The organism is Microbacterium sp. NPDC080005, from assembly GCF_040702445.1.
In the GTDB taxonomy this organism is placed as follows: Bacteria; Actinomycetota; Actinomycetes; order Actinomycetales; family Microbacteriaceae; genus Microbacterium; species Microbacterium oleivorans_D.
In genome coordinates this window covers 1,148,613-1,169,541 of the sequence record NZ_JBFBLD010000002.1, presented here as the reverse complement: position 1 = coordinate 1,169,541, position 20,929 = coordinate 1,148,613, and the positions used below count along the sequence as shown (strand labels likewise).

The 20,929-nt window shown below is 70.7% G+C and carries 16 protein-coding genes; 3 read left to right on the top strand and 13 right to left on the bottom strand.

Annotated features, from left to right (window positions below; genetic code table 11):
* Window positions 1-12: 12 nt before the first annotated feature.
* Genes AB0259_RS12460 through ddaH form a run of 5 tightly spaced genes read right to left on the bottom strand, consistent with a single transcriptional unit; the run spans window position 13 to window position 5,599 of the window.
* Entirely contained in the window at window positions 13-858 is an 846-nt protein-coding gene (locus tag AB0259_RS12460; RefSeq protein ID WP_366222881.1) for a transglutaminase family protein, read from the bottom strand.
* Complete coding sequence (locus AB0259_RS12455; protein WP_251581664.1) at window positions 855-1,787, bottom strand: alpha-E domain-containing protein; 933 nt, start codon at window positions 1,785-1,787, stop codon at window positions 855-857. The genes AB0259_RS12460 and AB0259_RS12455 overlap by 4 nt, the downstream gene beginning before the upstream one ends.
* Window positions 1,781-3,466, bottom strand: coding sequence for a circularly permuted type 2 ATP-grasp protein (locus AB0259_RS12450; RefSeq protein ID WP_366222880.1), 1,686 nt, complete (start codon window positions 3,464-3,466; stop codon window positions 1,781-1,783). The genes AB0259_RS12455 and AB0259_RS12450 overlap by 7 nt, the downstream gene beginning before the upstream one ends.
* A 49-nt stretch (window positions 3,467-3,515) precedes the next feature.
* Window positions 3,516-4,736, bottom strand: a complete 1,221-nt coding sequence (gene rocD / locus AB0259_RS12445; RefSeq protein WP_366222879.1) for an ornithine--oxo-acid transaminase — start codon at window positions 4,734-4,736, stop codon at window positions 3,516-3,518.
* The gene (ddaH, locus tag AB0259_RS12440; RefSeq protein WP_366222878.1) at window positions 4,733-5,599 is read right to left on the bottom strand and encodes a dimethylargininase; all 867 of its coding nucleotides are present in this window, start codon (window positions 5,597-5,599) and stop codon (window positions 4,733-4,735) included. Before ddaH ends, rocD begins: the two co-directional genes overlap by 4 nt.
* Window positions 5,600-5,764: 165 nt before the next feature.
* On the opposite strand from ddaH, the gene AB0259_RS12435 reads away from it, so the two are divergent.
* Window positions 5,765-6,514, top strand: a complete 750-nt coding sequence (locus AB0259_RS12435; protein ID WP_366222877.1) for a hypothetical protein — start codon at window positions 5,765-5,767, stop codon at window positions 6,512-6,514.
* 204 nt (window positions 6,515-6,718) lie between these two features.
* Here the strand turns inward: AB0259_RS12435 and AB0259_RS12430 are convergent, their stop codons facing one another.
* Window positions 6,719-10,435: a bifunctional proline dehydrogenase/L-glutamate gamma-semialdehyde dehydrogenase gene (locus tag AB0259_RS12430; RefSeq protein ID WP_366222876.1), complete on the bottom strand. Its 3,717-nt coding sequence runs from the start codon at window positions 10,433-10,435 to the stop codon at window positions 6,719-6,721.
* Window positions 10,436-10,479: 44 nt separating this feature from the next.
* Window positions 10,480-11,040: an acyl-CoA thioesterase gene (locus AB0259_RS12425; protein ID WP_366222875.1), complete on the bottom strand. Its 561-nt coding sequence runs from the start codon at window positions 11,038-11,040 to the stop codon at window positions 10,480-10,482.
* Window positions 11,041-11,172: 132 nt separating this feature from the next.
* Between AB0259_RS12425 and AB0259_RS12420 the strand changes: the two genes are divergently transcribed.
* Window positions 11,173-11,682, top strand: a complete 510-nt coding sequence (locus AB0259_RS12420; RefSeq protein ID WP_366222874.1) for a GNAT family N-acetyltransferase — start codon at window positions 11,173-11,175, stop codon at window positions 11,680-11,682.
* Between the two features lie 63 nt (window positions 11,683-11,745).
* On the opposite strand, the gene AB0259_RS12415 is transcribed toward AB0259_RS12420, so the two are convergent.
* From AB0259_RS12415 to AB0259_RS12390, 6 genes are all read right to left on the bottom strand, one after another.
* The gene (locus tag AB0259_RS12415) at window positions 11,746-13,464 is read right to left on the bottom strand and encodes a cytochrome b/b6 domain-containing protein (protein ID WP_366222873.1); all 1,719 of its coding nucleotides are present in this window, start codon (window positions 13,462-13,464) and stop codon (window positions 11,746-11,748) included.
* Between the two features lie 6 nt (window positions 13,465-13,470).
* Window positions 13,471-14,460: an electron transfer flavoprotein subunit alpha/FixB family protein gene (locus tag AB0259_RS12410; RefSeq protein ID WP_366222872.1), complete on the bottom strand. Its 990-nt coding sequence runs from the start codon at window positions 14,458-14,460 to the stop codon at window positions 13,471-13,473.
* Window positions 14,461-14,477: 17 nt separating this feature from the next.
* Window positions 14,478-15,254, bottom strand: a complete 777-nt coding sequence (locus AB0259_RS12405; RefSeq protein ID WP_366222871.1) for an electron transfer flavoprotein subunit beta/FixA family protein — start codon at window positions 15,252-15,254, stop codon at window positions 14,478-14,480.
* A 28-nt stretch (window positions 15,255-15,282) separates the two neighbouring features.
* Entirely contained in the window at window positions 15,283-15,711 is a 429-nt protein-coding gene (locus tag AB0259_RS12400) for a hypothetical protein (protein ID WP_366222870.1), read from the bottom strand.
* Window positions 15,712-15,910: 199 nt separating this feature from the next.
* Window positions 15,911-16,315, bottom strand: coding sequence for a RidA family protein (locus tag AB0259_RS12395; protein ID WP_366222869.1), 405 nt, complete (start codon window positions 16,313-16,315; stop codon window positions 15,911-15,913).
* Window positions 16,312-17,088 carry an enoyl-CoA hydratase-related protein gene (locus AB0259_RS12390; RefSeq protein ID WP_366222868.1) on the bottom strand — a complete coding sequence of 259 codons (777 nt, stop codon included), beginning with the start codon at window positions 17,086-17,088 and terminating at the stop codon, window positions 16,312-16,314. The genes AB0259_RS12395 and AB0259_RS12390 overlap by 4 nt, the downstream gene beginning before the upstream one ends.
* Window positions 17,089-17,230: 142 nt before the next feature.
* Here AB0259_RS12390 and AB0259_RS12385 point away from each other — a divergent pair, with 142 nt between their 5' ends.
* Window positions 17,231-20,929, top strand: a complete 3,699-nt coding sequence (locus tag AB0259_RS12385; RefSeq protein ID WP_366222867.1) for a choice-of-anchor I family protein — start codon at window positions 17,231-17,233, stop codon at window positions 20,927-20,929.

Sequence of the window (20,929 nt, the reverse complement as noted above, 5' to 3'; positions counted from 1 at the left end):
GCGCTCCGGACGTCAGGCCTCGCGCGTGATGAGGACCTGGACCTCGAGCCGGCTCTTGAACGGGCCCGCGTAGACGCCCCGCAGCGGCGGAACGTCGTTGTAGTCGCGGCCACGCCCCACCGTCACGTGCCGGTCGCCGATCTCGGCGTCGTTGGTCGGGTCGAAGCCGTGCCACGACCCGGCGTACCACTCGATCCACGCGTGCGATTCACCCACGACCGGCACACCCACCTCGGCGGTGGGATTCGGGTGCAGGTAGCCCGAGACGTACCGCGCGGGGATGCCGACCGAGCGCAGCGCACCGAGGGCGATGTGGGCCATGTCCTGGCAGACGCCCTTGCGCTCGACCCACGCCTCGGCGCCGGTCGACTGGACCTCGGTCGCCCCGGGCACGTACTCGACGGCCTCGCCGACCGCCGTCGCGATCGCGAGGGCGGCGAGCGAGGGATTGTCGTGCTGCGCGGCGATGCCCGAGGCGAGGGCGGCGACCTCGGGATGAGGGTCGGTCCGCCGGGTCTGCGACAGCATCTCGACCGTGCCGATCGACCGCTGCGCGTCCCGCGAGAGCGCCTCCCACGACACGTCGGGGTGGGTCAAAGGCCGTGCCCGCACCTCCACGAGCGAGCGCGCGGTGATGTGCAGCGCGGAGTGCTTCGCGAGCACGTCGAAGGCCGCGACCCGGGTGCCGAAGTAGTCGACGTAGTAGTTCACGTTCGTCGAGGGATCGATGTCGAGCTGCGCGCTGAGGACGAACTGGCTGTCGCTGGTCGTCGGCAGCATCCGCGCCTCGTTGTACGACGCTCCGACCTCGCCCGGGTAGTCGAAGCCCGTCGTGTGCTCGATGCGCAGCCGCTTCATGAGGTCTCTCCGATCCAGCTGGGTTCGGCCTGGGTGGGGAAGAAGCGCGCCCGGATGGCCTCGGACGCCTCGCGGGTGACCGACTGCACGCTCTGCATGTGCGCGGGGAGCTCGGCGAGCACCTCTTCGATGGGGCGGTACTCGAGTTCGTTGCGGATGCGTCCGAGTGCCCGCAGCACGGAGTTCGAGTGCCCCACCCGGTCGGCGACGGGGTCGATCGCGCTCATGCACTGCTCGGCGGTGCGGATCGAGTGGATGATCGACCGAGGGAACAGCCGGTCGAGCAGGAGGAACTCCGCCGCGTTCTGAGAGCTCGGCATCCCCCGGTAGGTGCGCAGGTAGGCCTCGTAGGCGCCGCACGAACGCAGGATGGTGGTCCAGGACGGACCGGATGCCTCGGTCAGGGACCTCGTCGCCAGCATCCGCGCCGTCATGTCGGTCCGCTCGATCGCGCGCCCGAGGGTGAAGAACTGCCAGGACTCGTCGTGGCTCGTGGAGTTGTCCGTCACACCGACGGCGAGGGCGGCGCGCTCCCGGACCCACTGGAAGAACTCGTGGGTCTTCTCGTCGTTGAGGCGGCGCGGCATCCGCGAGTACGTGGTGTTGAGGGTCTCCCACAGCTCCGTCGAGACGATCTCGCGCGCGCGACGGGCGTTCTCGCGCGCCGCCTGGAGGGAGTAGGCGATGGAGGACGGGTTGGTGCGGTCGACGGCGAGGTGCGTGAGCACGTCGCCGCGGGTGACGACCTCGGCGCCGGCGGGCGGCGTGGTGCCCATGACGCCCATGAGCGACCGGCAGGCGGTGTCCTCGTCGATCCAGGGGTCCTCGAGCAGGAGCTGCAGGTGGACGTCGAGGATGCGGGCGGTGCCGTCCGACCGTTCGATGTAGCGTCCGATCCAGAACAGACTCTCGGCGATGCGGCTCAGCATGCGCCCTCGCCTCCCGCCGTGTCGCGCCCCTGCTGCTGCTGTTCCTGCTGCTCGGCCGTGGTGCGCGGCCGGTCCTGCGGCGAGTGGGTCGGCTCGTCCTGTGCGTCGTAGATGATCGGGATCGCGGAGGTCGCCGTGGCCTGCTCGGCGACGAGCCCGGCGAGCGAGGTCGACTGCCCGTACTCGCCGCGGTTCGGCGCGTCGCCGCCGACGATCCAGGTGTCCTTCGAGCCGCCGCCCTGGCTGGAGTTGACGACGAGCTGCCCCTCCGGAAGGGCCACGCGCGTGAGGCCGCCGGGCAGCACCCACACCTCGTCCCCGTTGTTGACGGCGAAGGGACGCAGGTCTGCGTGGCGCGGCCGCATCCCGTCGTCCACCAGGGTCGGGATGGTCGACAGCATCACGACGGGCTGCGCGATCCAGCCGCGCGGGTCGGCGAGGAGCTTGGTGCGCAGTGCGTCGAGCTCGACGGGGCTCGCGTCGGGACCGACGACGAGGCCCTTGCCGCCCGAGCCGTCGACCGGCTTGACGACGAGTTCGTCGAGCCGGTCGAGCACCTCCTCGAGGGCCCCCGGGTCCTCGAGTCGCCACGTGTCGACGTTCTTGAGGATGGGCTCCTCGGCGAGGTAGTACCGGATGAGGTCGGGGACGTACGTGTAGAGCAGCTTGTCGTCGGCGACCCCGTTGCCGACCGCGTTGGCGATCGTGACGTTGCCGAGGCGCGCGGCCAGCATGAGCCCGGGAGCGCCGAGCATCGAGTCGGCACGGAACTGCAGCGGGTCGAGGAAGTCGTCGTCGACGCGGCGGTAGATGACGTCGACCCGACGGGGACCGCGCGTCGTGCGCATGAAGACCTTGCCGCCCTGACAGACGAGGTCGCGACCTTCGACGAGCTCGACACCCATGAGTCGCGCGAGCAGCGTGTGCTCGAAGTAGGCGGAGTTGTAGACGCCGGGGGTGAGGACGACCACGTTCGGGTCGTCGACCCCCGGAGGCGCGGAGTTGCGCAGCGCCTGCAGCAGCTTGTTCGGGTAATCGCCGACGGGCCGGACCCGCATCGAGACGAAGAGCTCCGGGAGGGTCTGCGCCATCACGCGCCGGTTGGAGATGACGTAGCTCACGCCCGAGGGCACGCGGACGTTGTCCTCGAGGACGCGCATCTCGCCGTGCTCGTCGCGGATGAGGTCGATGCCGGCCACCTGGATGCGGACGCCGTTGGCCGAGCGGATGCCGGCGGCCTGCCGGTAGAAGTACTGCGACGACGCGATCAGCTTGGCCGGCAGCACCCCGTCGCGGACGACGTGCTGGTGGCCGTACGCGTCGTCGAGGAACGCCTCGAGCGCACGGACGCGCTGCTGGACGCCCTTCTCGATGCGCGACCACTCGTCGTAGGCGATCACGCGGGGGACGGCGTCGAGCGGGAAGGGTCGTTCCTCGCCCGCGAAGTCGAATGTGACACCCTGCGCGAGGTAGGAGCTCGCCAGCGATTCGGTGCGTCCGCGCAGCTCCTCCTGCGTCATCTGCGCGAGCGCCTGGTACAGCTCGCGGTACGTCCCGCGGGACTGCGCAGCCTCGCCCGGATGCGCCACCGCCGCGAACATCTCGTCGAACGCGGGGACGCCGGAGGGCGTCTTGCGCGGCGCCAGCGTGGAGCCGTATCCGTCGAACAAGTCACCCATGCGATGAGCCTAATCCGGGCGGTGTTGCCGGAGTGTTTCGCCCCGCGGGTCAGTCCCGCAGTGCCAGGCGCAACTGCTCGACGGCCCAGTCGATCTCGGTGGCGCGGATGACGAGGGGCGGTGCCATCCGGATGGTCTGGCCGTGCGTGTCCTTGACCAGGACGCCCCGCGCGAGCAGGCGCTCAGCGACCTCCCGGCCGGTGCCGACCGCCGGGTCGATGTCGACGCCGGCCCAGAGGCCCGCCACCCGGATCGCCGTGACTCCGACCCCGATCAGGGGTTCGAGCCGCGAGCGCAGGTGGTCGCCGAGCGACAGCGCTCGCCGCTGAAGGTCGCCCGACTCGAGCAGCTCGACGACCGCGAGTCCCACGGCCGCTGCGAGCGGGTTGCCGCCGAAGGTCGAGCCGTGCTCGCCCGGGTGGATGACGCCGAGCACCTCACGATCCCCGACGACGGCCGACACCGGCAGGATGCCGCCGCCGAGCGCCTTGCCGAGCAGGTACAGATCGGGCACGACCCCTTCCCGCTCGCACGCGAACGTCGTCCCGACCCGCCCGAGGCCGGATTGGATCTCGTCCGCGATGAACAGCACGTTCGCCGCCGTGCAGGCCTCCCGGACGGCACGGAGGTAGCCGTCCGGCGGGATGACGACGCCTGCCTCGCCCTGGATGGGCTCGATCAGCACCGCGGCGGTGCTCTCGTCGATCGCGGCAGTCAAAGCCGCGGCATCCCCGTACGGCACGATCTCGAAACCGGGGGCGAACGGGCCGAACCCGTCGCGGGCCTGCGGGTCGTCGCTGAAGCCTACGATCGTCGTCGTCCGGCCGTGGAAGTTGCCGGCCGCGACGACGATCTTCGCGGCGCCCTCGGGCACCCCCTTCACGCGGTACGCCCACGCCCGCGCGAGCTTGATCCCCGTCTCGACCGCTTCCGCACCCGTGTTCATCGGGAGGACCATGTCCTTGCCGGCCAACCCGGCGAGCGCGTCGGCGAAGGCTCCGAGCCGGTCGTTGTGGAACGCGCGGCTGGTGAGGGTCAGGCGCCCCAGCTGCTCGGTCGCCGCAGCGATGAGGGCCGGATGCCGGTGCCCGAAGTTCAGGGCCGAGTACGCCGACAGCAGGTCGAGGTAGCGGCGCCCCTCGACGTCGGTCACCCACGATCCCTCGCCCTCGGCGACCACCACGGGAAGCGGATGATAGTTGTGCGCCACGTGCGCCTCTTCGGCGGCGATCAGATCCGCTGACGGAGCCTGGGGACGGACATCGGTCATCGCGCACCTCCGCGCAGTTCGAGCGTGCAGCACTTGATGCCACCGCCGCCGAGCAGCAGCTCGGACAGGTCGATGGGCACGGGGACGTAGCCGCGCTCCTCGAGCTGCGCGGCGAAGCCGGCCGCCCGGGGCGAGACGAAGACATGGAGCCCGTCGCTGGCCGCGTTCAGCCCGAACACGGCACCGTCGGCATCCGACACGTGGATGGCGTCGGGGTAGCGCTCGGCCAGCACCCGCTGCGACGCCTCGTCGAAGGCGGACGGCAGATAGGCGATGTTCGCCCGCTCGACCCCAGCGGGGCCTTCGACCGGATCCAGGACGGTGATGGCCGTGTCCAGGTGGTAGAACCGCGGATCGACGAGGCGGAGGGACACCACCTCGCGCCCGAAGACCTCGCCGAGCTCGCGGTGGCTGTCCCCGACCGACCGGAATCCGGTGCCCGCGAGGATCGTGTCGCCGACCAGGAGGAAATCGCCTTCACCCTCCTGCACCTCGACGGGCTCGACGACCTCGAAGCCGTGAGCGGCGAACCAGTCCATGAACGGCCGCTCCTCGCCGCGACGCTCGTCGACACGGAAGCGGACGCCCAGCGCCCGCCCGTCCACGATGAATCCGCCGTTCGCGGTGTAGACCATGTCGGGCAGCCCGGGCACGGGCTCGATGAGTTGCACCTCGTGTCCGAGGGCGATGTACGCGTCGTACAGCGTCTGCCACTGACGCACGGCCTTCGCCGTGTCGGTGGGGTTCGCCGGCTCCATCCACGGATTGATGCTGTACGACACCGTGAAGTAGTCCGGTCGGCACATCAGGTAGCGGCGGCGCTGAGCGATCCGCGTGGGCGCCGTGTCGTTCTGCGTCGTCATTCTCGCTCCTCGTCCCCGGGGCGGCGGACGCTGTCCAGAGGCCCGACGGAGCTTGCAGAAGCCGACGAATCGGGCACGCCGGCATCCATCATGCCAGGTCGATCCCTCTGGATGACGGTGGACAGGCGCCGCAGGACGATGCCGATGAATGACAGGATGCAGAGCATGGCCAGACGCACGGGTGAACAGACGAAGACCCTCCTGCTGCGCACCGGCATGCAGATGCTCCTCGAGCGTGGGGTCAGCGCAGGCGTCCAGCACATCCGACTGCAGGACGTCCTCCGTCGCGCGGGACTCACGACCGGGGCGGCGTACCGACTCTGGAGCGACCAGGCCGACTATCACCGCGAGCTCGCCGTCGCCATGATGCGGATGCGGGTGGCCGGCCCCGCCGACGCGATGCGGGCCCAGGTCGAGGAGCTGATCGGCGAGGGGGCGTCCGGCGAGGAGATCATCCGGCAGGCGGCCCTGCAGCACATGCGAGCCGCCGAGCTGTCCACCGAAGATCCGACCGACCTGCTCGAGGCCCAGTCGTTCCGGGTGGCGCTCGCGCTCCGGACGGCGGCCGATTCGTGGCCCGAACTTACCGATGCCAGCCATGACCGCCACCGCGAGTCCATCGAGGCCTTCACGGAGCTGTATCAGCACGTCATCGACGCGTACGGCATGCGGGTGCGCGACGGACTGACGATCGAGGACTTCGCCGAGGCGATGGCGGCGATGGCCGAGGGCTTCGCGATCCGTTCACTCGAGCGCATCCCGCACCCGACCTATCGGTTGTCGGGACGGGACGGTGCGCCCGAGGGCGAATGGACGCTGCTCGGTCTCACGGTGCGAGCACTCGTGAACGCCTTCATGATCCCCCGGGACGACGCCGACCCGGACGCCCCGCTCCGCCTGCCCCGGTACGCCTGACCGGCTCCGGACAGCGAGATGCCCCGGGCCGAGGACGCACGTCCTCGATCCGGGGCGACACTCCCCCCGAAGTGTTCTCTTGCGCGCTCCCCAGAAGCACGCTCAGCAATTAGACCAACCGCCGGCACCTTCGCGCTAGAAAGATAAGTTGTTTTCTTCGCCGGATGGATAAATACGCTCGGCATCGACCGCTCCACTGCGCGGTCAGATGATCGATTCGCTCCAAGGATCGGGGTTGCCGAAGCGATGCGCCGTGATGGTGATGGACTGTTCGCGCAGGAACGGCAGGAGCTCGATCCGACCCGCCTGTGTCACCTCGTCGGCGTAGACGGCGAGGTCAGGGTCGCCCGAGATCGCCGCGGTGAGCGCGGTGCGCACCTCGCGTGCCCGCGAAGGGGGCCCGACCAGCCGCACGCGGTCGGCACGCGCCGGCACGTCCTCGGTGCGCGGCGCCGACATCCGCGCGACCCAGTCCTCGTCCGACTCGACGAACACCGGCACCTCGAGGGCGCCGAGCGCCTGCCGTACCGAGGCGGGAAGGCCCGCCGGCGTGCTCACCGTGAACGTCGACCGAGCGCGGACGGCGGCGATGATCGCGCGCACGAGCGCCTGCGGCGCGGCATCCGTCGTCGATCGGATCTCGACACTCGCCGGACGGTAACGGAACAGGTTCCGCTCGACCCCCAGGTGCGAGACGTCCACGACCCTGCCGAACGTGCGGTCCCACGCGACGGCGTCCGACAGCGCGGCGCGGCGCAGCCACTCGAAGGCCTCGTATCCGAGCGCGGGCTGAGCCGCCTCGATGACGTCCGCGATCCCGGAGTCGAGCCCCTTCAGGTGGAGGGTCGACGATGCAGCTGCCCCCGACGTGGGCCGCCAGGATCCGAGCCCGATGAGGTGGTTCGGCCCGCCCGCCTTCGCCCCGCCACCGACGGAGGACCGCTTCCAGCCGCCGAACGGCTGCCGCTGCACGATGGCCCCGGTCGTGCCGCGATTGACGTAGAGGTTGCCCGCCTCGACGCGGTCGAGCCACAGCGCGAGGTCGTCGGGGTTCTGCGTGTACAGCCCTGCGGTGAGGCCGTAGTCCACGGCGTTCTGCAGCTCGATCGCATGCTCGAGCGACCGCGCGTGCATGACCCCCAGGACGGGACCGAAGAATTCCTCGAGGTGCATCCGCGAGCCGGGCTTCACCCCGGTGCGGATGCCGGGGGTCCACAGCCGGCCGCCGTAGCGCTGGTGCGGCAACTCCCTGGGCTCGACGAGCCATCGCTCGTCCTCATCGAGGGTCGTCAGCGCCCAGGCGAGCTTGCCGGACGGCGACTCGACGAGCGGGCCGACCTCGGTCAGCGGATCCTCGGGCGCTCCCACGCGCAGCGAGGTCGCAGCATCCATCAACTGCCGTGAGAACCGCTGCGAGCGGGCGACGGGACCGACCAGGATGGCGAGGGATGCGGCGGAGCACTTCTGCCCCGCGTGGCCGAACGCCGAACGGACGAGATCGGATGCCGCGAGGTCGAGGTCGGCCGAGGGCATGACGATCATCGCGTTCTTGCCGCTGGTCTCGGCCTGCATCGCGAGGTCCGGACGCCACGAACGGAACAGTGCTGCCGTTTCGAACGACCCCGTGAGGACCACACGGTCCACGGTGGGGTGCGTGATGAGCTGCTTGCCGAGGCCGCCTTCGTCGAGGTCGACGAGGGAGAGGATGTCGCGGTCGACACCTGCGCCGTCGAGCCCTTCCCAGATCGCCTCGGCGACGACCGCGGCGCACCGTCGCGCCTGCGGTGCGGGCTTGAAGACGACCCCCGACCCTGCGGCGAGGGCCGCGAGCGCTCCACCGGCGGGGATCGCGACCGGGAAGTTCCACGGCGGGGTGACGACAGTCACGCGGTCGGGCACGAAGACGGCACCGCTCACGCGGTCGAGCTCGCGGGCGGTCGCGGCGTAGTAGCGCGCGAAGTCGACCGCCTCGCTCACCTCGACGTCCGCCTCGGCGAGCGTCTTGCCCGTCTCGGATGCCGCGACCTCGATGAGTTCGCCCCGGCGCCGCTCGAGCGCGCCCGCCGCCCGCAGAAGGACGTCGGCGCGGTCGGCAGCGGGCAGCGACCCCCACGCATCGGCGGCGGCTCCGACCCGGGCGAGCACGGCGTCGAGCTCGGGCTCGGTGCTGATACGGGCCGCCGCGATCGCGGCATCCCCCGCCGTCGACGAAGCGACGCGGCCGAGGATCTCGCGGGCCCACGCGCGGTTCGCGGGCAGCGCGGGGTCGGTGTCGGCGGTGTTGTGGAAGCCGGGGGCGCCGGTGGCAGCGACGCTCTCGCGCGGCGAGAACACGGCGGTCTCGACGAACGCGTCACCGCCGAAGCGCCGCGGCAGATCCGCCGGCTGCGTCTCGTCCGGGCGCGCGTCCTTCGCCGCGATCCCGAGGACGACCTGCGTGAGGGCGGTGTCGTCCGAGACGGGGGGCTGCGCGGTGTGCAGCGAGGCGGCATCCGTCGTCACCGCGCTCGCCTCGACCTCGGCTGCCGTCCTGTCCTGGCGGCGACGCGGCCCGGACAGGAGGGAGCGATCCGCTGCGCGCGCGACGGAAGCGGCGAACCGGTCGCGTTCCCGCACGAACATGGCCCGGTCGTACGCGAGATCGAACGCGGCGGAGAGGAAATTCTCGCTCGACGCGTTCTCTTCGAGGCGGCGCACGAGGTAGCTGATGGCGACGTCGAACTCGTCGGGACGGACGACGGGCACGTAGAGCAGGACGTGACCCACTTCGCGGGCGACCGCCTGCACCTGTCCCTGCGCCATGCCGAGCAGCATCTCGACTTCGACGTCGCGCTGCACTCCGCGCTCGCCCGCCAGCAGCCAGGCGTAGGCGATGTGGAAGAGGTTGTGGCCGGCGACTCCGATCCGCACGGCCTCGGTGTTCTCGGGGCGCAGTGCCTCCTCGAGACAGCGCACGTAGTTCGCGTCGGTGTCGAGCTTGGTGTCGTACGGCGCGGCGGCCCAGTCGTGCATGACCGCGTCGACGTGCTCCATCGCGAGGTTGGCGCCCTTGACGAGACGGATCTTGATGCGGGCGCCGCCGGCCGCCACCCGGTCGCGCGCCCACGCGGTCAGGGTCTGCAGCGCCGGAAGCGCGTCGGGCAGGTAGGCCTGGAGGACGATGCCGGCCTCGAGGTTCTTGAGCCGCGGGTCGTCGAGAACCCGCATGAAGACGGCCATCGTCAGGTCGAGGTCGCGGTACTCCTCCATGTCGAGGTTGAGGAAGGTGCCGTCCTCCGCCGCCGACAGGTACAGCGGCCGCAGTCGTTCGACGACTCGGTCGACGATCTCGTCGAACGCCCACATCGAGAGGTGACTCGCGATCGCGGAGACCTTGACCGAGACGTAATCGACGTCGTCGCGACGGACGAGTTCGTGAATGCCCTCCAGCCGCCGGAGGGCTTCGGCCTCACCGAGCACCGCTTCGCCGAGCAGGTTGAGGTTGAGCCGGGCACCCGATTCGCGGAGTGTCTGCAGCGCGGGTCCGAGCTTGTCGGGTCGGGCGTCGACGATGAGATGGCCCACCATCTCCCGCAGGACGCGCCGGGCGATGGGGACGACCGGGCTCGGGAGCACGGGCGCGACGACGCCGCCGGTGCGGACGGCCGCACGCAAGTACCACGGCAGGAACGCCGGGGCGAGCGGTGCGACGCGCTGCAGGTTGGTGGCGGCGGCCGTGAGCGATTCCGGCCGCATCACGCCGTCGACGAAGCCGAGGGTGAACGGCAGGCCGTTCGGGTCTTTCAACACCCCCGCAAGACGCTCGGCCGACGGGTCGACGGTGACCTCGGCGGATTCGGCGACCCAGCGCTCCGCGAGGGCGATGGCCCGCTCGGCGAGGTCGGAGGAGGGCGCTTGTGGCGCGACAGAGCTGTCCGACATGACGCTCAGCCTATGCGCGCCTCCGGCCGCCGGGGCGGGACACGCTAGGGCCAGATGCTGGGTGCCTCGGCGCGGGTCGAGGGAAGGGCGGATGCGGCAGCCCAGTCGTGGATCCACTGCGGGATCTCGGGCAGGGTGTCGGGCCGGTGAAGGGCGTCGAACAGCTCCTCGAGCGGCACGATGCCGCCGGTCTTGCGCAGGAAGCGGACGCGCAGGACCATCTCGGCGTAGACCTCGCCCTTCACGACCGCGCGGTGCATCTGGAAGACCGACTTGTCGTCGTGACCGATGATGCGGGTCTCGACGGTGAACCGCTGCCACAGCTGCAAGGACTTCCGGAACGTCACCGTCTCACTGGCGACCACGCCGTACCAGCCGCGCTCGTTCATCGTCTGCCAGATGCCGGTCCGGGTGAGGAGGTCGAAGCGCCCGAGGTCGAACAGCGAGGCGTATCGGCCGTTGTTCATGTGTCCGAGCAGATCGATGTCGGTCGGCAGGGTCCGCAGTCGGATCCGGCCCACGGTGTCGGGCGGGAGGGGGCCGCGGCGGCGGTACAGGACCCGCGCGCGCATCAGAGTCAGAAGGGTCCGCCACCATACGTTCACGAGCGGCGAGCCTAGTCATGGTCACGCGCACAGTGCGGCATCCGTTGTCGCACTCCGACAGTCGCGGCGCGGCCGGAGCAGGCCCTCCCCTGTCGATTTCACGATCCGACGGCCCGTGCGTAGAGTCTCGCCATGGACCCCGAACTGCAGACCGACACCGTCGTCCGTCCCGTTCGCGATGTGGATGCCGAGGCGCTCGGTCGCGTGCACGCGACGTGCTGGCACGAGACCTACGACCACCTCATCAGCAAGGCCGCGCTCGAGAAGGTGTCCGCCCGCCGCCTCGCCGAGCTGTGGACCCACTGGGCGCAGCAGGGGCCCGACTTCCGCATGGTCGCCGCTCTCGTGAACGGCGAGATCGTGGGCTTCGCCGGGTCCGGTCCGGCGCGTGACCGCGACGCTCCGCGCACCCGGGAGCTCTACTTCATCTACCTGCTCGACGCATGGCACGGCACCGGCATCGGCCAGCGCCTGTTCGATGCGGTCGTCCCGGAGGACGAGACCGAGCTGTACCTGTGGGTCGCCGAGGACAACCCCCGCGCGCACCGGTTCTACACCCGCAACGGGTTCACCCTCGACGGGGCGAGCCACACCGAACCCTTCCTCGGCGAAACGCTGACGGAAGTCCGCTTCGTGCGCTGACGCACGAGCGCGAGACTCGACGGCGCGGCATCCCGTTTCGGATGCCGCGCCGTCGGACTTTTCCTAGCGGCTCTTGACCTCGCCGAACAGGCGGGCGACGGGAGCAACGACGAGAGGACGCATCGCGACGTACGCGGCGACGATCACCGCGGTGGACAGGGTGAAGAGCCAGAACCCGGTCCAGTTGTCGGCGTAGGCGTCGGGGTCGGTCGATCCCTGCGCCGCGTACATGTGGTTTAGGTTGCGGAGCGCCCCGGTCGACAGCACGAGGGCGACGTGGACGACGATGAAGGCCACGAAGAAGAGCATCGTCGGGAAGTGCAGCTTGCGGGCCCACTCGACGGGGTACAGCTGGTTGAGCCTCGCCGCCTGCTTCGGCCACATCGCACTCATCCGGTAGCCGGTGATCGCGGCGACGGGAGCGGCGATGAAGATGGTCGTGAAGTAGGCGAGCTGCTGAAGCGCGTTGTAGTTCACCCAGCCGTTCTCGGTCGGCCAGTCCAGCGACACGTACTGCAGGGCGGCTGACAGCGCGTTCGGGAACACCTCCCAGGAGGTCGGGATCACCCGCACCCACTGTCCGCTCACGAAGAGCAGGACCACGAAGATCAGGCCGTTGGCGAGCCACAGGATGTCGAGGGCCTGGTGCAGCCAGAGCGTGAGGCTCATGCGGCGCTTGCGGTCCTTCTTCGAGATCCACATCGCGGCCGGGCGCTTCTCGGACCGGACCTGCAGTCCGGTCCGGATGATCAGCACCATGAAGAACGCGTTGAGGAAGTGCGACCAGTTCAACCAGGCGGGGAAGCCCACGGGCGCCCCCTCGGGCAGGTGGTACTCGCCGGGGTAGGTCGCGAGGAAGTCCTGCAGCGGGTCGAGACTGAGGATCCAGCGCACGGCGAGCACCGCCATCGCGGCGGCGTAGAGCAGGGCGCCGCCACCCAGGACCACGACGCCTGCCCATTGGAGCTTCGTGAACGGGCCGATGCGTGCAGGCTCGGGGCGAGGCGCCGGGCGACGAGCGACACCGGCGTGAGCGAGCGGACGCTCGGCCAGCGGTGGCCGCGAGGCCTCCGGAGTGGCGGCGGTCGCCGCCGGGGCCGGGGTGGCGGGCGCCGACGCGGGCGTGGGCTCGGGCTCCGAGGACGCCGAGACTGCACTCCCACCCCGAGACTGCGGCGCGAGATCGTCGTCTGGGCCGACACGTGCAGTCTCGCGAAGAGGGGGCGCGGCACGCGGGGCGGGCGTGGTCTCGGCGGGGGGCCAGGCGTCTCCGCCGGCGGCGCGCGGAAGGCCTCGGCGGACCGCGCCGGTCGGGGGGATGGATGCGGCGACGGGCGCGCTGACGCGGGTCGGTGCCCCCGGGTCGGCGGACTGGGGCACTGATGCCGCCGCCGGGGTCGCCACCTCCGGGTCCGGGCGATGCTCCGCCGACGCCGCGCTCTCGGCCCGCGCCGGACCGGTGGATGCGGGGGGCCAGGGCTCGCCGCCGGGGGTTCGCGGCAGTCCGCGTCGTGTCGCGGGCGCGGGGGTGGAGGCGGGGTGCGAGGCCACGGCATCCCCCGCCGTCGTCGAGGCGGGAGCGGGCGTCGCGGACTCGGCCGACGGTGTCGCGGCGGGCTCGGTGCGCGGCGTCACCACGTCGGCGGTCGGAGTCTCCGCGGCCTCGTCGGCGACCGGTGCCGCGGCTGCGTCGGCGACCGAAGCCGCCCCCGCAGGTGGCCAGGGGTCGCCGCCGGAGGCGCGCGGGAGTCCCCGACGCACGGAACGCGCGTATGTCGCCATCCGCTCCTACTTCTTCCCCGCCTCGAGCGCCGCGATCAGCTGCGGCACGACGGTGAACAGGTCCCCGACGACACCGAAGTCGGCGATGTCGAAGATCGGTGCGTCTCCATCTTTGTTCACCGCGACGATCGTCTTCGCCGTCTGCATGCCCGCCTTGTGCTGGATCGCTCCCGAGATGCCGAGAGCGACATACAGCTGCGGCGACACCGAGACTCCGGTCTGTCCGACCTGGTACGAGTAGGGCACGTAGCCCGCGTCGACCGCGGTCCGCGAAGCTCCCACGGCCGCGCCGAGTACATCGGCGAGCTGCTCGACGAGGGCAAACTGGTCAGCGGAGCCGAGGCCTCGTCCGCCCGAGACGACCTTGGCCGCTCCGCGGAGTTCCGGTCGGCTCGACGCCGCGACCGCCTCATCGAACGCGGTGATGGTGGCGGCGGGAGCACCCGACGCGGTGACCTCGAGGGGTACGACGGCGGGGGCGTCGACGGCGATCGCGCGCGCGTCGATCGCTCCCTGGCGCACGGCCACGACGAGCGGGCCGTAGGTCGCGGCAGCGGTGACGTTGTAGGCACCTCCGTAGACGGAGTGATGCGCGAGCACACCCTCGTCGTCGCGCGAGACGCCGACGACGTCGGCGCAGAGCGCTGCCGAGGTGCGCGCCGCGAGCCGACCCGCGACATCCCGTCCTTCGATCGAGTTCGAGACGAGGACGGCGTCGGGCTGCACGAGGGCGGATGCCGCAGCCACCGCATCGACGACGGGCACGGTCAGCGCGGTGTCGGCACCACCCAGGCCCGCCGTGAGGACGGTCGGCGCGCCGAGGGCACCCGCCGCCGCTGCGAGGTCGGCGTGGCGGGATTCGTCGGCGACGATGACGGCGACGGGGGTGCCGATCGATGCGGCGGCGCCGAGGAGTCCGGCGGCCGAGGCCGCGAGCTCACCGGCGGGGGTCACGTCCAGCCAGACGAGGATGGCGTCGGGGGCGAAGTCGGTCACGATGTTCTCCTCGGTCCTCATGCCAGCCGGTTCTCGATGAGGAACGCGGCGAGCTTCTCACCGGCATCCCCCTCGTCGACGATCTTCGTGCCCGCCTGGCGGGGCGGCTTCTGCGTGACCGCCGTCATGATCGACTGGGGAGCGGATGCCGGGTCCACGTCGACATCGAGATCGGCGAGCGAGAGCGTCTCGAAGGGCTTCTTCTTCGCCGCCATGATCCCCTTGAAGTTCGCGAAGCGGGCGTCGGGGAGCGCTTCGGTGATGGAGATGACGGCCGGGAGCGGTGCGGTCACCGAGGCGGTGCCGAAGTCGGTGGCGCGTGTGCCGCTCACGGCATCCCCGCCGATCTCGACGGCTGAGAGCGCTGTCGCCTGCGGGACACCGAGGTGCTCGGCGATCATCGCGGGGAGGACCCCGCCGGCACCGTCGGTGGAGAGGTTGCCGGTGATGACGAGGTCGAACCCCGTGCGGCGCAGCGCCGCGGCGAGGACACGGGCCGTGACACCGAGGTCGGCGCCGCGCAGCGCGTCGTCGGTGATCTGCACCGCGGAGTGGGCGCCCATCGCGAGTCCCTTGCGAAGGGAGGCGGCAGCCGCATCGGACGCCATCGTCATGACGACGACCTCGGTGCCCTCGTGGGCCTCGGAGTAGGTGAGAGCAGCCTCGAGGGCACGCTCCCCGATCTCATCCAGGACGCGCTCGGAGGCGTCGCGCGCCGCGAGCCCGGTCTCGAGGTCGAGCGTGCGATCACCCCAGGTGTCCGGCACTTCTTTCAGCAGGACGACGATCTTCATTGACTCCTCCTCGGCATCGCTCTCGAGTCTACGGTCGGGCCCGAGGCGGATGCCGCACGTCCGCACGCCTGCTTTCCGCCCGGGTGAAGGCGACTTCGATGGACGAACCGAGGAGACCGAGGAACGCGAGGGACAGCTGCAGCGGCAGGTCCCACTCGTCGACATGCGGGACGCGCCAGGACCCCGCGGACACCAGAACCGCCAGCAGGATGGCACCAGCTGCGGCGGTGCGGCTCCGAGCACGTGGCCCTCCGAGGATGGCGTGGACCGCAACGAAGATCGCCGCGGAGAGGCCGACGCCCATCAGCACGCCGATGGGTCCGCCGATGATCATCACCTGGAGGGAGAACCCGACGGACAGCCAGGTCTTCGCGGCCTGAAGGGAGGCGATGAAGCCCGCCTCCGCGCCGACGATCACGAAGATCGTGAGACGGATCGGAAGAGGAAGCGGAGTCATGCCGCACGACGGTACCGACGCCGGACCGAGCAGATGAGGGCTGTGGAGAACGACGCGGCAGACGCGCGTCCGCCGGCGCGCGGGGAGGACGTCGCGGAGGACTATCTAGCGACCCTGGCGGTCCTGCACCCGCTCGCCCACGACCACCTGCAACGGCGGCCGGCTCGGCGGCTCGTGATCGACCACCAGAACCCGCCGATCACCCACGACGCACCGCCGCGACGACCTCGACTTCCACCAACTGGTCCTCATAGCCCAGGACGGTGACACCCATCAGCGTGCTCGGCACATCGTGCTCTCCGAACGCAGTGCTCACGACGTCCCAGGCCGCCACGAGATCCCGACGCTCCGACGAAGCGACGAGGATCCGCGTCGAGGCGACGTCCTCCAGGTCCGCACCGGCGGCATCCAACGCGACGAGCATGTTCGCGACGCACCGTCGCGCTTGACCCGCCACATCACCGACGGCGACCGTCGACCCGTCATCCGCGAGCGGACACGCCCCCGCGAGGAAAATCAGCTCCGTTCCCGATTCGACTCGCGACGCATACGCGTACGGCGCCGCGGCGAGGCCGTCCGAACGCACCAGTCGCACCGCGCTCACCGGTGCCCGAACTCCGGCGCCCGCTTCTCCCGGAAGGCCGCCATGCCCTCCTTCTGGTCGGCGGTGTCGAACAGGCCCGCGAACGCCTGCCGCTCGAACCGCAACCCCTCCGCGAGCGTCGACTCCAGGGCGACATCCAGCGCCGCCGTTGCCGCGTACAGCGCCGGCAGCGGCTTGGACGCGATCGTCTCCGCCATCCGCTGCGCCTCCTCGCGCAGGTCAGCCGCGGCGACCACGCGAGACACGAGCCCCGCCCGGTCGGCTTCCTCCGCCGTGATCTGGCGACCCGTCAGCACCAGCTCCGCCGCCTTGAACGATCCGATCGCCCGCACGAGACGCTGCGTGCCACCGAGGCCCGGGATGACACCGAGGTTGATCTCCGGCTGCCCGAACCGTGCGGAGTCGGCCGCGAGGATGATGTCGCACATCATCGCCAACTCGCACCCTCCGCCGAGCGCATAACCCGCCACCGCGGCGATGGTCGGCGTCCGCACCGCCGCGAACCTCGACCACTTCCCGAAGTGGTTTGCGAGCAGCATCTCGCTCCCGGTGAGAGCCTCCATCTCCTTGATGTCCGCACCCGCCGCGAACGCCCGCTCATTGCCGGTCACGACGATGGCGCCGATCCCGGCATCCGCGTCGTAGGCCTCCGCGGCATCCACCACATCGTGCATGACCTGCGCATTCAGGGCGTTCAGCGCCTCGGGCCGGTTGAGCGTGATCCACCCGACGCGCCCGCGCGTCTCGGTGACGATGGTTTCGTAATCCGTCATGCCGACATGCTCGCAGACGGATGCCTCCCCCGCCCGACACGCTCCGTTCACCCTCCGGTCACCGGGCGACACGCCCCGGACACCCACCGCCGATAAGACGGTGGGGCGCACCTTGCGCAGCACCCCGACACCGAGGAATCCGATGCCTTCGCACGCCTTCCGCAGCACCGCCCGACGCGCCTTCGCGCTCGGCACCATCACCGCCCTCACCTGCACCATCGCCGTCACCGCCGCCACCTCGGCGAGCGCCGCCGTCGTGCCCGACCCCGTCACCACCTCCGCCGAGGGCGCCGCCCTGACCCTCACCCCGGTCGGCTCTTTCGAGACCGGCAGCTTCGACTCCTCCGCCGCCGAGATCGTCGCGGCCCACGGGGATCGCCTGTTCGTCGTGAACGCGCAGGCGGGTGTTGTCGACGTCCTCGACGCCGCCGACCCTGCCGCGCCCACCAAGCTGTTCTCGATCGCCTCGGACGGCGTGGCGAACTCCGTCGCGATCCGTGAGGACGGGCTGGGTGTCGTCGCCATCGAGGCGACCGACAAGACCGCGCCGGGTCACCTCGTGTTCTTCGATGCGGATGCCCCCACCGCCGACACCGCCGTGCTCGGCACCGTCCAGGTCGGCTCCCTGCCCGACATGGTCACCATCTCGACCGACGGCGCCTACGCCGTCGTCGCCAACGAGGGCGAACCCGCCGACGACTTCAGCAGCGACCCCGAGGGATCCGTCGGCGTCGTCGCTCTTCCCGCCGGCAAGGTCGCCCCCGCGCAGAGCGCCGTCCGCATCGCGGACTTCCACGCCTTCGAGGCTGAGGGCGCGCTCGACCCCGACGTGCGCGTGTTCGGCCCCACCCCGGAGGCCGACTTGCCTGTCAGCCGCAATCTCGAACCCGAGTACATCACCGTCGACGGCGGCACCGCCTACGTCACCCTGCAGGAGGCGAACGCGATCGCCGTCGTCGACCTCGCCTCGGCGGCCGTCACCGACATTCACGCCCTCGGGTTCAAGGACCACGGCCTCCCCGAGAACGCACTCGATCCGAGCGATCGCGACGACGCCATCGAGCTCCGCACATACGAAGGACTCAAGGGCATCTACCAGCCCGACGCGATCGACTCCTACACCGCGAGTGGCACCACGTACCTGGTGACGGCGAACGAGGGCGACGCCCGCGAATGGGGCGACTACGTCGAAGCCGCCCGGGTGAAGGACCTCGGGGACGACGGTCTGTCCCCCGTCTGCGACGACAGCCCGGCCGCCGCGTTCCTCGGCGACGCCGACCTGGGCCGTCTCAACGTCACGATCGAGAACGGCCTCGACGAGGCACGCGACTGCTACGAAGAGCTGTACTCCTTCGGCGGGCGATCGTTCGCCATCTGGACCACGGACGGCGAGCTCGTCTGGGATTCTGGCTCTGGCTTCGAGGAGGTCACTGCCGCCGCGGCGCCGGAGTTCTTCAACTCGAACCACTCCGAGTCGAACCTCGAAGGGCGCAGCGATGACAAGGGCCCCGAGCCCGAGAGCGTCGTCGTCGGCGAGCTGAGCGGGCGCATGTACGCGTTCATCGGCTTCGAACGTGTCGGCGGGATCGCCGCCTACGACATCACCGAACCGACCACCCCTGACTTCGTCACCTACATCAACAACCGCGACTTCTCGCAGTCGGTCGACGACGGCGGGGACCTCGCGACCGCGGGCGATCTGGGACCCGAGAGCATCGCGTTCATCCCTGCCGACGCCTCGCCCACCGGCATCCCGATGCTCGCCGTCGGCAACGAGGTGTCGGGCACGACGACGCTGTTCGCGATCGAGGACGCTCTCGACCCGATCGACATCGACATCCTCACGATCAACGACTTCCACGGTCGCATCGAGGCGAACGGCAGCGAGGTCGGCGCCGCCGTCCTCGCCGGCGCGGTCGACGCCGCCGAGGCGGAGAACCCGAACACGCTGTTCGTCTCCGCGGGCGACAACATCGGCGCCTCGACATTCACGTCGTTCATCCAGGACGACGTGCCCACGATCGACGCTCTGGTCGCGGCGGGACTCGATGTCTCCGCGGTCGGCAACCACGAGTTCGACCGCGGCTTCGCCGACCTCACCGGCCGCGTCATCCCTCGGTACGGCAGCGACGAGCTCGCCCTCGGAGCGAACGTCTACGAGAAGGGCACGACGACGCCGGCACTCCGCGAGTACACGGTGAAGACCGTCGACGGCGTGCGCGTGGCCTTCATCGGGACGGTCACGACGGACACCGCCACGATGGTCAGCCCCGACGGCATCGCCGACATCGAGTTCGGCGACCAGCTCGAGGCCGCGAACCGCGTCGCCGGCCGGATCGCCGACGAGGACCTCGCCGACGTGACGGTGCTGCTGACCCATTCGGGGACGGCGACGTCGAACGACTGCGACGTCGTGGCATCCGACCCGTCGGACTTCGGCAAGCTGGTCCGCGGCGCATCCGGCGAGATCGACGCGATCGTGTCCGCCCACACGCACCAGACCTACGCGTGTGAGGTCGCCGGACCGGAGGGCGAGACGCGACCGGTGATCCAGGCCGCGCAGTACGGCACGGCGATGGGCCGCCTCGCTCTCGAGGTCGACCGGTCCAGCAAGGAGCTCCTGTCGATCACCGGCGCGACCGAGGTCCTCGCCGACGGCGGCTACACCGCCGATCCCGAGGTCGCCGAGATCGTCGCCGACGCGACGGCATTCGCCGACGAGGAGGGGTCGAAGGAGGTCGGTCGCATCAGCGACGACATCCTGCGCGGGGGTACCGAAGGCTCCGACCGCGGCGTGGAGTCGACGCTCGGCAACTGGGTCGCCGACGTGTACCTGTGGGCGACGTCGAACGACGACTACAGCGGCACGCCCGCGCAGATCGCCCTCATGAACCCGGGTGGTCTGCGTGCCGACCTGCTGTACGGCGAGGACGGTGTCGTCAGCTACCGCGAGGCCGCCGACGTGCAGCCGTTCGCGAACACGCTCGTGACGGTGCCGCTGACGGGTGCGCAGCTGAAGGCCATCCTCGAGCAGCAGTGGAAGGCGGAGGGTGAGCGCCCGAAGCTGCACCTCGGCGTCTCGGACGGCTTCTCGTACGAGTACACCGAGGTCGCGCCGCTGCCGGGGGAGACCGTCGGACGCGCGGGTGAGGTCACATCGATGACATACCGGGGCGAGGAGATCCAGCCGGACGACGTCTTCACGGTCGTCACGAACTCGTTCCTCGCGGCTGGTGGAGACGGCTTCTCGGCCTTCGCCGAGGGCACCACGCGAACCGACACGGGTCAGATCGACCTCGCCGCCACGGTCGACTACTTCGCCTCGCGTGACATCGTCGACCCGGCCCCGCTCGGTCGCGCGGTCAAGGTCACCGAGCCGACCGAGCCCGGTGAGCCGGTCGAGCCCGGTGAGCCGACCGAGCCCGGTGAGCCGACAGAGCCCGGGGAGACCGCCCCCTGGGCGACCGTCACGCTGAGCGCGACGACCATCGAGCAGGGCGACTCGTTCCGCGTGGAACTGTCGGGCCTCACACCGGGCCAGCAGGTCAGCGCGACGCTGTCCAGCGGGCCGCTCGTGATCGACGGGATTCCCGCCGCGGATGCCGACGGCCGCACGGCGTTCACGGTCACGATCCCGGGCGACTTCGCGACCGGCGCGCACACCCTCGTGTTGAGCACCGATGGCGAGGATGACATCCGCGTTCCGATCACGGTCGTCCTGGCCGGGAGCCTCGCGAGCACGGGCGGGGACGCCGGGCCGCTTGTGACGCTCCTCGGCGGCGCGGGCATCCTGCTCGTGCTGGGCGCGGTGCTCGTGCGCCGGCGCCGCCAGCGGACCTGA